This is a genomic window from Martelella mediterranea DSM 17316 (assembly GCF_002043005.1).
GTDB classification, from domain to species: Bacteria; Pseudomonadota; Alphaproteobacteria; order Rhizobiales; family Rhizobiaceae; genus Martelella; species Martelella mediterranea.
Genome location: NZ_CP020330.1, coordinates 1,500,044 through 1,513,389, shown reverse-complemented (window position 1 = coordinate 1,513,389; position 13,346 = coordinate 1,500,044). Strand labels below are relative to the sequence as shown.

At 63.2% G+C, this 13,346-nt stretch carries 12 protein-coding genes; 11 read left to right on the top strand and 1 reads right to left on the bottom strand.

The genetic code is table 11. The annotated features are described in order from the left end of the window. The first annotated feature begins 203 nt into the window (after nt 1–203). The 9 genes from Mame_RS06970 (at nt 204) to Mame_RS06930 (ending at nt 8,928) form a co-directional block, all read left to right on the top strand. Complete coding sequence (locus Mame_RS06970; RefSeq protein WP_018065000.1) at nt 204–1,694, top strand: ABC transporter substrate-binding protein; 1,491 nt, start codon at nt 204–206, stop codon at nt 1,692–1,694. Nucleotides 1,695–1,700: 6 nt separating this feature from the next. Further along, nucleotides 1,701–2,663 carry an ABC transporter permease gene (locus tag Mame_RS06965; RefSeq protein ID WP_018064999.1) on the top strand — a complete coding sequence of 321 codons (963 nt, stop codon included), beginning with the start codon at nt 1,701–1,703 and terminating at the stop codon, nt 2,661–2,663. Beyond that, on the top strand, nt 2,660–3,466 hold the full coding sequence (locus Mame_RS06960; RefSeq protein WP_018064998.1) for an ABC transporter permease: 807 nt from the start codon (nt 2,660–2,662) through the stop codon (nt 3,464–3,466). Before Mame_RS06965 ends, Mame_RS06960 begins: the two co-directional genes overlap by 4 nt. After that, a complete protein-coding gene (locus Mame_RS06955; RefSeq protein WP_018064997.1) occupies nt 3,463–4,269 on the top strand; it encodes an ABC transporter ATP-binding protein in 807 nt (268 codons plus the stop codon). Before Mame_RS06960 ends, Mame_RS06955 begins: the two co-directional genes overlap by 4 nt. After that, on the top strand, nt 4,266–5,048 hold the full coding sequence (locus tag Mame_RS06950; RefSeq protein WP_018064996.1) for an ABC transporter ATP-binding protein: 783 nt from the start codon (nt 4,266–4,268) through the stop codon (nt 5,046–5,048). Before Mame_RS06955 ends, Mame_RS06950 begins: the two co-directional genes overlap by 4 nt. A 295-nt stretch (nt 5,049–5,343) precedes the next feature. After that, nucleotides 5,344–6,333: a Bug family tripartite tricarboxylate transporter substrate binding protein gene (locus Mame_RS06945; protein ID WP_018064995.1), complete on the top strand. Its 990-nt coding sequence runs from the start codon at nt 5,344–5,346 to the stop codon at nt 6,331–6,333. A gap of 278 nt (nt 6,334–6,611) precedes the next feature. Beyond that, on the top strand, nt 6,612–7,079 hold the full coding sequence (locus Mame_RS06940) for a tripartite tricarboxylate transporter TctB family protein (protein ID WP_018064994.1): 468 nt from the start codon (nt 6,612–6,614) through the stop codon (nt 7,077–7,079). A 3-nt stretch (nt 7,080–7,082) separates the two neighbouring features. After that, a complete protein-coding gene (locus Mame_RS06935; protein WP_018064993.1) occupies nt 7,083–8,588 on the top strand; it encodes a tripartite tricarboxylate transporter permease in 1,506 nt (501 codons plus the stop codon). Nucleotides 8,589–8,784: 196 nt separating this feature from the next. Next, nucleotides 8,785–8,928 carry a DUF1127 domain-containing protein gene (locus tag Mame_RS06930; RefSeq protein WP_018064992.1) on the top strand — a complete coding sequence of 48 codons (144 nt, stop codon included), beginning with the start codon at nt 8,785–8,787 and terminating at the stop codon, nt 8,926–8,928. 163 nt (nt 8,929–9,091) lie between these two features. Here the strand turns inward: Mame_RS06930 and Mame_RS06925 are convergent, their stop codons facing one another. After that, complete coding sequence (locus Mame_RS06925) at nt 9,092–9,481, bottom strand: DUF930 domain-containing protein (RefSeq protein WP_018064991.1); 390 nt, start codon at nt 9,479–9,481, stop codon at nt 9,092–9,094. Nucleotides 9,482–9,662: 181 nt separating this feature from the next. On the opposite strand from Mame_RS06925, the gene Mame_RS06920 reads away from it, so the two are divergent. After that, nucleotides 9,663–11,777: a S9 family peptidase gene (locus tag Mame_RS06920; protein ID WP_026173507.1), complete on the top strand. Its 2,115-nt coding sequence runs from the start codon at nt 9,663–9,665 to the stop codon at nt 11,775–11,777. 241 nt (nt 11,778–12,018) lie between these two features. After that, a complete protein-coding gene (locus Mame_RS06915; RefSeq protein ID WP_018064989.1) occupies nt 12,019–13,326 on the top strand; it encodes a DUF2254 domain-containing protein in 1,308 nt (435 codons plus the stop codon). Nucleotides 13,327–13,346 lie beyond the last annotated feature (20 nt).

The window sequence follows — 13,346 nt, the reverse complement described above, 5'->3', positions numbered from 1 at the left end:
CCTGTCCGTCAGCGCGCCACCCCACTCCACAGCCGAAAGTTTCGGTCGTTGTGGTCAGCCCGCAAGTGACCAATACAGCGAGATGGCACCGAAATTAGTGCACCGAAATTCGTTACACTAAAATCAAAATTTCCATGAAATATTTACACGTCTCTCGCCTTCCCGCTATAGACGCTCCCACCTGACACCGCTTGGAGGAGCGCATGACCCGCACATTCACAACCCTCGCCGCAGCCGCGCTGGCCGCCGGCCTCATTGCCGCGCCGGCGCTTGCGGAACCCCGCAGCGACGTCATTGTCGGCATGGCGATCGAGCCGACCGGGCTCGACCCGACGGCCGCTGCCCCGGTCGCAATCGGCCAGGTGGTCTGGAAGAACCTGTTCGAGGGGCTGACAACGGTGAACGAGAACGGCGACATCGCCCCGCAGCTTGCCGAGGCATGGCACGTTTCTGACGACGGCCTCACCTATACGTTCAAACTGCGCGAGGGCGTGACCTTCCACAACGGCAAGCCATTCACCGCCGAAACCGCGAAATATTCGATCGACCGCATCATCGCGGATGACAGCGTCAATCCGCAGAAGGTGCTTTACAGCGCGATCGAAACCGTCGAGGCGCCCGACGCGCACACGCTGGTGCTCACCCTTTCCCGCCCCGCCTATGATCTTCTCTACTGGCTCGGCTTCCCGGCCGCCGTGATGGTGGAGCCGGACAGCGAGGCGACCAATGCCACCGATCCCGTCGGCACCGGGCCGTTCGAGTTCGGCGAATGGAAGAAGGGCAACCAGGTCACCCTCACCCGGAACCCGAATTACTGGGGCGAAAAACCCGCGCTTGAAACCGTGACCTTCCGCTTTATTGCCGATGCGCAGGCGCAGGCCGCCGCGCTGACCTCCGGCGGGGTGGACGCCATACCGGAATTCGCCGCCCCCGAACTTGTCAGCACATTCGAGACCAATGACGCCTTCAAGGTCGTGCCCGGCACCACCGGCATGGAAGTCGTCGCCGGCATGAACAACGCCAAGCCGCCCTTTGACGATCGCCGGGTGCGCCGGGCGCTGATGATGGCGATCGACCGGCAGGCGATCATCGATGCCACCAATTCCGGCTACGGCACGCCGATCGGCAGCCATTTCTCGCCGTCGGATGCCGGCTATGAGGACCTCACCGGCGTGCTGCCCTATGATCCGGAACAGGCGAAGGCGCTCTTGGCCGAGGCCGGCTACGGCGACGGTCTGCAATTCACCATCAAGGCGCCGAACCGGGGCTATGCCGAAAGGGCGGCGGAAATCATGCAGGCCTATTTCGCCCAGATCGGCGTGACCGCGACGATCGAATCCTCCGAATTTCCGGCGAAATGGCTGCAGGACGTGTTCAAGGACACCAATTACGACATGACAATCATCGGCCATGCCGAACCGCTCGACATCGGCATCTATGCCCGCGATCCCTATTACTTCAACTATGACAATCCCGATTTCGACGCGACGATGACGGCGATCGCCGACGCGACCAGCGCCGAGGAACGGCTGGCGGGTTACAAAAAGGCGCAGGAAATCCTGGCCGAGGACGTGCCGGCGCTGTTTCTCTATGCCTGGCCGAAGATCGGCGTCTGGAACGCGGACCTCGAGGGGCTGTGGGTCAATGAGCCGGTTCCCTCCAACGACATGACCGGCGTGCACTGGAGCAAGTAGACCGTGTTGCAAACCCGTCCGGCGGTGCGGCGCATCGCCGGCAATCTTGTCTTTCTCGCCGCAAGCCTGTTGGCCGTCTCCTTCATCATCTTCGCGGTGATGGCGGCGGTTCCGGGCGATCCGGCGGAAATCATGCTCGGCACATCGGCAGCCCCCGATACGCTTGCGGCGCTGCGCAGTGAACTCGGCCTCGACCAGCCCTTCCTCCTGCGCTACGGCGACTGGCTTGCCGGCCTCATGCATGGCGATCTCGGCCTTTCCTACACCTATTCGACGCCGGTTGCCGCACTGATCGGCGAGCGCCTCGCCGTCACCCTGCCGCTTGCCGGTTACGCCGTGGCGCTGTCGCTGGCGATCGCCCTGCCGCTTGGTGTCTTCGCGGGCCAGAGACCCGGCGGGCCGGTGGATATCGTCGCGACATTCTTTTCCCAGATCGGCATTGCCGTGCCCGGCTTCTGGATCGGCCTGCTCTTGATCCTCGGCGTGGCGCTGACGCTCGGCTGGTTTCCGACCGGCGGGTTTCCGGGCTGGCAGGCTGGTTTCCTGCCCGCCATCACCGCGCTGACGCTGCCCGCGATCGCGCTTGCCATCCCCCAGGCCGCGGTGCTGACGCGGGTGACGCGCACCGCCGTCATCGAGGTGGCGCGCGAGGATTTCGTGCGCACGGCGCGCGCTAAGGGCGCAAGCCGGATGCGGGCGCTGTGGCGTCACGTCGTGCCCAATGCGCTGATCCCGGTCGTCACCATGCTCGGCATGCAGATATCGGTGCTGATGGCCGGCACCGTGCTGGTCGAAAACGTCTTCACCCTGCCTGGCCTCGGCACCCTTGCCTATCAGGCGCTCGCCCAGCGCGACCTGATCGTGATCCAGAATGTCGCGCTGCTGTTCGCCGTCATCGTCATGGGCCTCAATTTCGCGGTCGACACGCTCTATGCGGTGATCGATCCGCGCCTGAAGGCCACGCGATGAGACGCCTGCCTCTCCTCATTGGCGGCATCATCACCGCCGTTCTCGTGACCGCCGCGATCCTCAGCCGGTTCTGGACGCCGATGGACCCCGCCGCGATCAACATTCCCGCCCGCCTCAAGGGCCCCGGCCCCGGCAGGCTGTTCGGCGCCGACCAGTTCGGCCGCGACGAATTGTCGATGATCATGGCCGGCGCATGGACCTCGCTGTCGATCGCATTTTCTGCGGTCGCGATCGGCGGAACATTCGGAACCGTGTTGGGCACCATGGCGGCGGCGCGCCGGGGCGTGGCCGAGGCCGCGATCATGCGCGTCAACGATATCGTCTTCGCCTTCCCGCCGGTGCTGTCGGCCCTGCTGCTGGCCGCGGTGCTGGGCGGCGGACCGGTAACCACCATTACCGCGATCGCGCTGTTCATGGTGCCGGTGTTTGCCCGCGTCAGCCGGGGCGCGGCGCTGCAGGTCTGGGCGCGCGACTACATTCTCGCCGCCCGCATGGCCGGCAAGACTGGAACGCGGATCACGCTCGAACATGTACTTCCCAATATCGCCGCCCAGATCATCGTTCAGGTCGCGATCCAGACCGGGCTTGCGATCCTCACCGAGGCCGGGCTCTCGTTTCTAGGTCTCGGCGTCGCGCCGCCGACGCCGAGCTGGGGGCGGATGCTGGCCGATGCCCAGACCTATCTCGCGAGCGCGCCGCATCTGGTGCTCGCCCCCGGCCTTGCGATCGCTTTCTCCGTTCTCGGGCTCAACCTTCTGGGCGACGGTCTCGGGCGGCTGACCGATCCGCGCGAGGCGTCATGATGCTCGATATCCGCAATCTCAGGGTCAGTTTCCCCGACCGGCGCGGCGGGCAGCGTGAAGTATTGCACGGCATCGATCTGTCGCTGGCAAAGGGTGAGACGCTCGGCATTGTCGGCGAAAGCGGATCGGGCAAATCGGTGCTGGCGCTGGCGGTGATCGGCCTGCTGCCGCGAACGGCCCGGGCGGAGGGCGAAATCCTGCTCGATGGCGAAAACCTGCTGGCGCTGCCGGAACGCAGGCTCACCCGACTGCGCGGGGCAAAGATCGGGATGATCTTTCAGGAACCGATGACCGCGCTGAACCCGGCAATGACCGCCGGCAGCCAGATCGCCGAGGCGCTGCGGCTTCATCGTCCGATCTCCCGGGCCGAAGCGAGACTGGAAGCCCTGCGGCTGATGGACATGGTCCGCATCCGCGATGCGAAGGCAAGAATAAATTCCTATCCGCACGAACTTTCCGGCGGCGAGCGCCAGCGGGTTGGCATCGCGATCGCGCTGGCGCTCAAACCCCGGCTTCTGATCGCCGACGAACCGACCACCGCGCTTGATGTCACCGTGCAGGCCGAAATCCTCGACATTATTGACGATCTCGTCGCCGAACTCGGCGTCGGCCTGATCCTGATCTCCCACGATATCGGCGTCATCGCCCGCATGTCCGATCGGGTTCTGGTGATGCATGACGGCGAGAAGATGGAAGAGGGCGGAACCGAAGACGTGCTGCGCCATCCCGCCCATGACTATACCAAGACGCTGCTGGCATCCCTGCCCCGAAGGGTCCGCGCTGGACTGGAGGGCGGATCATGACCCCGCTGCTTCAAACCGAGGGGCTAACGCGACGTTATGGCGAACGCGCCGCGCTGGACGATGTCTCGATTACCCTCGCGTCGGGCGAAATCCTCGGCATTGTCGGCGAGAGCGGGTCCGGAAAATCGACCCTTGCCCGGCTGATCATGGCGCTCGACCGCCCGAGTGGCGGCCGGGTGCTGTTCGAAGGCGCCGACCTTTACGCGCAATCACCGCGCGATCTCCGCAAGCTGCGGCGTCACTTCCAGATGGTGTTTCAGGACCCCTACAGCGCGCTCGACCCGCGCCAGACGATCGGCCGCATCATCGCCGAACCGCTGGCGCTTGACCCCGACGCCCCGACCGGCAAGGCAAGGCGGATGCGGGTGGCCGCACTTCTGGAAGAGGTCGGGCTGAAGGGGCGGGATATCGATCTCTACCCCCATGAATTTTCCGGCGGCCAGCGGCAGCGGATCGCGATCGCCCGCGCGCTGATCACCCGCCCGAAACTGCTGGTCGCCGACGAGCCGACCTCGGCGCTGGACGTGACGGTGCAGGCGCAGATCCTCCGGCTCATTCTCAAGATGCGCGCCGAACACGGCCTGTCGGTGCTGCTGATCACCCACAATATCGCCGTTGTCGACGAGATCTGCGACCGCGCTGTGGTGATGCAGACCGGCCGCGTGGTGGAGGAGGGCCCTGTGCCGCAACTGCTCGATGCCCCGCATGAGGCTTATACAAAACGCCTGCTTGCCGCCGAGCCGACGCTGGCCACGATCGGTCGCCGGCGACGCAGCTAAAAAAACCCGGCCTGACCTTGCGGCCGACCGGGCTATGCGGCTTTCACCGCGGGAGAGAATGCTAAACTGGTGCGCCGCATGCGGCGGTTCAAGAAGATGACCGATTTGTCATGATTGAAGGGGGGCATCCGGGTGCTTCGACAGGCCGAAAAGCTTCGCCATCCGCAGCAGGCAAGAGCGCCCGGCATTTCACGCGTTGAAACGCAGCGTGATCGAATTGGCTGTCGGCGACCGATCGGACTAGCGTGGATCATGCGGTTTGGGAGAGCCGCATCGCGTTTGAGGGGAGGAACTCATGACGACATTGTTTAAAACCATCGGGACCGCGATCGCCGCCGCCGGCGCGATGTGCATCTCGCTCGGCCCGGCAACCGCGGCGCTGGCCGCGGACTGGCCGGACGCCAAGCCGATCCGGATCGTGTTTCCGTTTCCGGCGGGGCCTGATTTTCTGGTGCGGATGATGGCCGCCGATCTCGAGGAACAGCTTGGCCAGACGGTGATCGTCGACAACAAGCCCGGCGCCGGCGGTACGATCGGCATGGCCTCGGTCGCCCACGCCAAGCCCGACGGCTATACCTTCGTCGTCGGTTTTCCCGGCCCCACCGCCAATTACACCAATACCTATACCGGCCTGCCCTATACGCCATTGGAAGATTTCGACTATGTCAGCCAGATCACCCATGGCGATATGGTGGTCGTGGCGCGGGCGGATTTTCCCGCCGACGATCTCGGCGAACTTCTGGCATACGCCAAGGCCCATCCGGGCGAGGTCAGCGCCGGCAATCCGGGCATCGGCTCCTACGGCCACATGATCGAACTGATGATGAGCGAACAGGCCGAGGCCGATCTCAAGATCGTGCCCTATCAGGGAACCGCGCCGACCCTCGTCGACCTCCTGTCCGGCAGCCTCGACATCTCGGTCGACTTCCTGTCGGAGGCCTATACCGAACATCTGAAGTCGGGCACCATGAAGGCGCTCGGCATCGCGTCCGCGGAGCGCAACCCCGATTTCCGGGATGTCCCGACCTTCCAGGAGGCCGGCGTCGATCTGGTCGCGCCGCTCTGGTCCGGCATTCTCGCGCCCAAGGGAACGCCGCCCGCGGTGATTGCGCAGATGAACGAGGCGATCGCGAACTTCCTGGCGAGCGAGGAAGCGCAGGCGGCCTTCGCCAAGAACTACCAGCGCGCCACCTCGTCGACGCCGGAGGAACTGCAGGAAATGGCGATACGCGAGGAAGCCACCTGGCGCGATATCATCAAGAAGTACAATATCCGCAACAACTAGCGTGCCGGGCGGACGGCTTGCTCCCATTGCTCTCTCCCGCTGGCGGGAGAGATGCCCCGAAAGGGGCAGTGAGGGTGGCGCGGCATAGCAATCCGTGAGGGCGGTCGCGGTGATAGTCTCCCCCCTCACTGTCGCTGTCGCGACATCTCTCCCCTCCGGGGCGAGAAGATTGGGGGGCTATGCGACAAAGTCATATGCGATGGCCCTGCCCTCCGGAGCGAGACAATTGATTGGGGGCTGTGCGGCAAGGCGGCAGGTTCAGCAGGCGGGAGATCGACATGAGTGCAGACTACGGCGCGCGGCAGAAGAATATCATCTTCTCCGGCATATTTCTGATCATCTCCATAGCCATGGGCGGCTATGCGCTGACGACCATGAACATGGGCACGCTGGACCGGATGGGACCGGCCTTCTTTCCGGTCGTCCTGTCGGCAATCCTTGCGGCGCTTGCCCTGATCGTGCTGTTTCTGCCCGCCCCCGCCGACGCAGAGCCCTTTGCCATAGCGCCGCCGCGGGCGATCGTGATCATCATCGCCTGCCCGATGATCTTCGGCTTCGCCATCGAACCTTTCGGCCTGCTGATCGCTGTTTTCCTGTCAATTTTCGTGTCTTGCCTTGCAAGCCAGGTGACGACATTGCGCCAGGCGCTACTGCTTTCCGCCGCCTTCAGCCTCTTCTGCGTCCTCGTCTTTCATTATCTTCTGAGCATGACCATCCCCCTTTGGGGTTCGGTCTTCACGGGTTGATCCATGGACCTTTTCGCGCATCTCTCCCTCGGACTGGAAACGGTCTTTCAGCCGATCAACCTGCTGTTCTGCTTCCTCGGGGTTTTCCTCGGCACCGCCATCGGCGTTCTGCCCGGCATCGGGCCGCTCGGCACGATTGCCATCCTTCTGCCGGTGACCTTCGGCTTTCCGCCGGAGGCCTCGCTGATCATGCTGGCCGGCATCTATTACGGCGCGCAATATGGCGGGTCCACCACCGCCATCCTGATCAACCTGCCGGGGGAAGCATCCTCGGCGGTGACCGCTATCGATGGATACCAGCTTGCGCGACAGGGCAAGGCCGGCACGGCATTGGCGCTGGCGGCGATCGGCTCGTTCATCGCCGGCTGTTTCGCGACGCTGCTGATCGCCATCTTCGCGATCCCGCTGACAATGCTTGCGCTGAAATTCACGCCGCCCGACTATTTTTCGCTGATGGTGCTGGGACTGGTGGCCTCGATCGCGCTCGCCCACGGATCGGTGCTCAAGGGCATCATCATGATCGTGTTCGGCCTGCTTCTCGGCACGGTCGGAACCGATCTCTACACCGGCCAGGCGCGTTTCACCTTCGGCATGTTCGATCTGGCGGAAGGCATACCGATCCTCGGTTTCGGCGTCGGCATCTACGCCCTGTCCGAAATCCTCAAGGGCCTGGAGGATGAAACCCCGCGCGAACCGCTCAAGACCAACATCTCGGCCCTGCTGCCGAGCCGCCGGGACCTGCGCGAGGCCGGCATGCCGATCCTGCGCGGCACGTTTCTCGGATCGTTTCTCGGCATATTGCCGGGCGGCGGCGCGATGCTGTCGTCATTCGCCTCCTACATGGTGGAGAAACAGGTCTCGAAAAGGCCGGAGACCTTCGGCCGCGGTGCGATCGCCGGCGTCGCCGGTCCCGAATCGGCCAACAATGCCGGCGCGCAAACCTCGTTCGTGCCGATGCTGACGCTCGGCATCCCGTCCAATCCGCTGATGGCGTTGATGGTTGGCGCCCTGATCATCCAGGGCATCACCCCCGGCCCCAACCTGATCAACGAACAGCCCTCGCTGTTCTGGGGCGTCATCGTCTCGATGTGGATCGGCAATCTGATGCTGGTCGTGCTCAACCTGCCGCTGATCGGGCTGTGGGTGAAGCTTCTGAGCGTGCGCGCCAATTTCCTCTATCCCGCAATCGTCGGCTTTTCCGCCATCGGCGTCTATTCGATCAACGAAAACCCCTTCGATCTGATCGTCATGTCGGTGTCGGGCGCTGCCGGCTATGCGCTGAGCAAGCTCGACTGCGAGCCGGCGCCGCTTCTGCTCGGCTTCGTGCTGGGGCCGATGATGGAAGTCTATATGAGGCGCACCATGCTGCTTTCGGGCGGCGATGCCAGCGTGTTCCTCACCAGCCCCATCAGCCTGGGCCTGCTGATCGTGTCCGCGATCGTCCTGGTGATCGTGCTGATCCCCTCGGTCAATCGCCGCCGCGCGGAGGTGTTCGTGGAGGAGGACTGAGCGCGGGCGACCTGCACCTTCAACCGGCCCGTTTCGTGCCTGCCCGTTCGGCAGGATGCCCATTTTCGAGGCACCCCTCCCGAGCCCTGCGTTTTTTGCATAGGGGCAATGCTGTTAACCCCCTGCCTCATGCCCCGCAGGCTCTGTATATATCCAATCAACAACAGCGCACCGAACACACGAAAGGAGCCGCAACATGAACATTCAACGCTCGTTCAACAACTGGCTCAAGTATCGCGAAACCGTCGCCGAACTTGGCCGCATGAGCAATCGCGAACTTTCCGACCTCGGTATCAGCCGCGCTGATATCCGTCGCGTCGCCCGCAAGGACGCGATCTGACAGAGCTTTCGAAGGGTGCTATCCTCCTCCCGGCCCCCTTCGATTACGATCGGCGATCCTCCTCCTCCCAAATCGCCGATCACCACGATGACGCCCACCGGATCCTCCTCCCCCGGTGGGCGTTTTCATGTGCGCAATTGCGGATCGTTCAGGCCGACCGGACCTACGGATAAAGGTAAAGACGCTCCCAGGCGCTGCGCGGGATTTCTTCGCCGAGCTTGAAGCTGAAGGATTTGACCGCGAGCTCATCGCTTGCCGTCGCGCAGTGGTAGGAGAGCTTGTACCAGTGACCATGCGAGCGCACGGCCGCGCCCGGCGCATCGATCGTCGTGCCATTCACCTTTGTCGGCGCGAATGTGTAGGCAATCACCTTGTCGGGCGTCATGTCCTTGCGCGCCGCGTCGATCCGGCTCAGCGCCTCCACGTCGCAGCGTTGCTCAAGCTTTTCCTCGGGATCGAGCCGGTCGAGCTCGTTTTCGATCCGCTGGCTGATGGCGAGGGCGGGCGTAGCAACGAGCGTCAGCGTCAGCAGCGCAAGGAAGGCCTTGGTCAAGTCTCTGTCTCCGTTCATGGAAATCTGTCTTTGTCGCTTCCGTCCGGAAATCGGCATCCGCAAGCGCATCGTATATTGTAAGCACAGAGCAGCCGAATGCGGCAAGTCTGAGACCCGCGCTTGATGTCGTCCTTAAGCCCCCCTATCTTGCGCCGACATGAATGACCCGAAAGGCCTGCCCGTGACCCCCTTCAAGACGCTGCCCGATGCTCCCAAGGCAATAAAAAAAGCCCTCAGAGACACCCGCCACGGCAGGACCCGCACGGATGATTACGCCTGGCTGAGGGCCGCCAACTGGCAGGCGATGTTCAAGGACCCGACGATCCTGGAAGCCGATATCCGCGCGCATCTGGAGGCCGAGAACGCCTATATGAAGGCCGCGATGGCCGACACCGAAGCGCTGCAGAAAAAGCTGGTTGCGGAGATGCGCGGGCGTATCAAGGAGGACGACAGTTCCGTGCCGATGAAGGAGGGTCCCTATGCCTATGGCACGGCGTTTCGCACCGGAGCCGAACAACCCTATTTCTTCCGCATCCCGCGCGATGGCGATTTCAATGACGAGAGCATCCGCGAAACCCTGCTCGATGGCGATCTGGAGGCCAAGGGCAAGGCCTATTTCGATCTCGGGGGCTTCGACCAGACCACGGATCACAGCCGCGCGATCTGGAGCTATGACGACAAGGGATCGGAGTTCTACACGCTGAAGGTTCGCGATCTTGAAACCGGCAAGGATATCGAGGACAGGATCGAGAATACTGGCGGCAGTGGCGTCTGGGCGCCCGACGGCAAGAGTTTCTTTTATACCGAGGTCGACGACAACCACCGCCCCTCGAAAGTGTTCCATCACGTGATCGGCACGAAACAGGAAGACGACCGACTGGTCTATGAGGAAAGCGATCCCGGCTTCTTCGTCGGCATTGCCGGCTCGCTGCTCGACGATTTCATCACTATCGACATCCACGATCACCAGACCTCCGAGGTCCGGATCATCCCGACCTCGAACCTCGACGCCGAGCCCGCGCTGGTGGCGGCGCGCGAGACCATGGTGGAATATGACGTCACCGAGGGCGGCGATGTCTTCTATATTCTCACCAATGACGGCGGGGCCAAGGATTTCAAGATCATGGAAGCCCCGGTGAACGCGCCCGGCAAGGCAAACTGGAAGGAGGTCGTGCCGCATCAGGAGGGCCGGCTGATCCTGGCGCATACGGCCTTCGCGCGGCATCTGGTCTGGCTGGAGCGATTCGCGGGCCTGCCGCGCATCGTCATCCGCGACCGGGCAACCGGGGAGGAACACGCCATCGCCTTCGAAGAGGAGGCCTATTCCCTCGGACTGCAGGGCGCTGCCGAATACGACACGGACACGATCCGCTTTTCCTATTCCTCGATGACGACGCCGAGCCAGCTCTATGACTACAACATGGCGACGCGCGAACGGACCTTGCTGAAGACGCAGGAAGTGCCTTCCGGCCATAACCCGGACGACTATGTCACCCGCCGTATCCAGGCGAAGGCCGCCGATGGCGAACTGGTGCCCGTCAGCATCGTCTATCGCAAGGATACGCCGCTCGACGGCAGCGCGCCCTGCCTGCTCTACGGCTACGGCGCTTACGGCATCTCCATTCCGGCCTCGTTTTCCACCAATTGCCTGTCGCTGGTCGATCGCGGCTTCGTCTATGCCATCGCCCATATCCGTGGCGGCAAGGACAAGGGTTTTGCCTGGTACGAAAACGGCAAGATGATGCACAAGAAGAACACCTTCTCCGATTTCATCGCCGCCGCGGACGCGCTGGTCGCCGAAGGCTTCACCAGCCATGGCAAGATCGTGGCCGAAGGCGGTTCGGCCGGCGGCATGCTGATGGGCGCCGTCGCCAACATGGCGCCCGAAAAATTCGTCGGCATCATTGCCGCCGTGCCTTTCGTCGATGTCCTGACCACGATGCTGGACGATAGCCTGCCGCTCACCCCGCCGGAATGGAACGAATGGGGCAACCCGATCGCCTCCGAGGAGGCCTATGACTATATCGCCAGCTACAGCCCCTACGACAATGTGGGACCGAAGCCCTACCCCGCCATTCTGGCGCTTGCCGGGCTCACCGATCCGCGCGTGACCTACTGGGAGCCGGCGAAATGGGTGGCAAAGCTGCGCGAGGCCACCACCGGCACGGCGCCGGTCCTGCTCAGAACCAATATGGACGCCGGCCATGGCGGGGCATCCGGGCGGTTCCAGCGGCTGGAGGAAAAGGCGCTGGAATACGCCTTCGCGCTGAAGGTCGCAGGCAAGGCGGAACGCTGAGCAGAGCGCAAACATTGCCGATCACTTTCGGGCGCGGTTTCGACGTCCCCCAAAATGTCTCAGGGGAACCGAAACTGTATACAGCGAGTTGACGCCATCAGGTTCACGCGCCCTAATGGAACGCGAGACCAATGAGCGGCGTTGGACAACCGACATCGTGGACCGATACCGGCGGGGATGAAGGCGGGATCGACCAGTTCCAGTTGAACTGCGGAAATGCCGTCCTGACAGAAAGAGCGCTATGAAACTTCAGCTGTCCCGGCGGTTATGGGTCATCTCCCAGGTCATGCGGCAATTGTGGTTTGTGGCCGCGATCTATTGCGTTGCCGGCATTGCCACCGCGCTTCTGGGTATTCTTCTGAACCGCTATATTCCTGAGGATATCGGCGACACGATCGGCGTCGATTCGGTAGGATCGCTGCTGTCGATCATCGCCTCGAGCATGCTGACGGTGCTGATCTTCTCGCTCAACACCGTGGTGCAGGCATCGTCGTCGGCGGCCAGCAGCGCCACGCCGCGGGCGGTCGGCACGCTTCTGGAAGACCGCACCGCGCAGTCGGCACTTTCGACCTTTCTCGGCTCGTTCATCTTCAGCCTTGTCGGCCTTATCGCGCTCAACACCAAACTCTACGGCACCGGCGGCCGGCTGGTTCTGTTTATCGCCACCATTGCCATCATCGTGCTGATCATCGGCACATTGCTGCGCTGGATCAACTATCTCGGTCGTCTCGGCAAGGTCAGCCGAACGATCGAGCAGGTCGAGGATCAGGCCGTCACCTCGATGCGCAACTATCGCGCCGAACCCTTTCTCGGCGGAACCGAATTCGACGGCGATATGCCGGGCGTTCTGCAGCTCATCGAACCGCCCGAGTCCGGCTATCTGCGCTTTGTCGACATGGCGACCCTGGACGCGGTGTCCCGCAAGTTGAATGCCGATATCTACGTGCTGGAACGGCCGGGCGCTTTCGTCGCACCAGGCCGCCATATCGCCGGCATCAGGCTGACACAGGACGACGGCGTCGTGGACGAGGACGTCGTGGCAGAAGCCGCAAGGGCATTCACCATCGGCCATGAACGGTCCTACACGCAGGATCCGCTTTACGGAGTGACGGTTATGTCGCAAGTCGCGCTGCGCGCGCTTTCTCCCGCCGTCAACGATCCGGGCACGGCCATTGACGTGGTGACGCATCTGGTGCGCATCCTGGAAGCCGGCGAAAAGCCCGATGGGGACTCGGAGCCGCGCTATCCGCGCATCCACATGCCGACGATAACGGCAGAGGAATTCTTCGATGCCGCCTTCACCGCCATGGCGCGCGATGGCGCGGGCATGGCCGAGGTGGTGATCCACCTTCTCCATGCCTGCCGGGCGCTTGGCCACACGGATATCCCGGGCTTTTCTGAAATGTCGAAGAAATTCTCGACGCTGACCGTGGATCGGGCGCGCGAAACACTGCGGTTTCAATCGGATATCGAGCGCGTCGAGCGCGCGGCAAGTCGCAGCAACATCGCCTCGCCGGTCAGCTTCCGGCAAAACAACCCGGAACAATAACAGGCCCGACCCGTTAAACC

Bases quoted from the DNA above. Each gene is read 5' to 3' on its own strand.
- Mame_RS06935 (WP_018064993.1), top strand. From the start codon at position 7,083: ATGGACCTTTTCGCGCATCTCTCCCTCGGACTGGAAACGGTCTTTCAG.
- Mame_RS06915 (WP_018064989.1), top strand. From the start codon at position 12,019: ATGAAACTTCAGCTGTCCCGGCGGTTATGGGTCATCTCCCAGGTCATG.
- Mame_RS06955 (WP_018064997.1), top strand. From the start codon at position 3,463: ATGATGCTCGATATCCGCAATCTCAGGGTCAGTTTCCCCGACCGGCGC.
- Mame_RS06940 (WP_018064994.1), top strand. From the start codon at position 6,612: ATGAGTGCAGACTACGGCGCGCGGCAGAAGAATATCATCTTCTCCGGC.
- Mame_RS06930 (WP_018064992.1), top strand. From the start codon at position 8,785: ATGAACATTCAACGCTCGTTCAACAACTGGCTCAAGTATCGCGAAACC.
- Mame_RS06950 (WP_018064996.1), top strand. From the start codon at position 4,266: ATGACCCCGCTGCTTCAAACCGAGGGGCTAACGCGACGTTATGGCGAA.
- Mame_RS06970 (WP_018065000.1), top strand. From the start codon at position 204: ATGACCCGCACATTCACAACCCTCGCCGCAGCCGCGCTGGCCGCCGGC.
- Mame_RS06945 (WP_018064995.1), top strand. From the start codon at position 5,344: ATGACGACATTGTTTAAAACCATCGGGACCGCGATCGCCGCCGCCGGC.
- Mame_RS06960 (WP_018064998.1), top strand. From the start codon at position 2,660: ATGAGACGCCTGCCTCTCCTCATTGGCGGCATCATCACCGCCGTTCTC.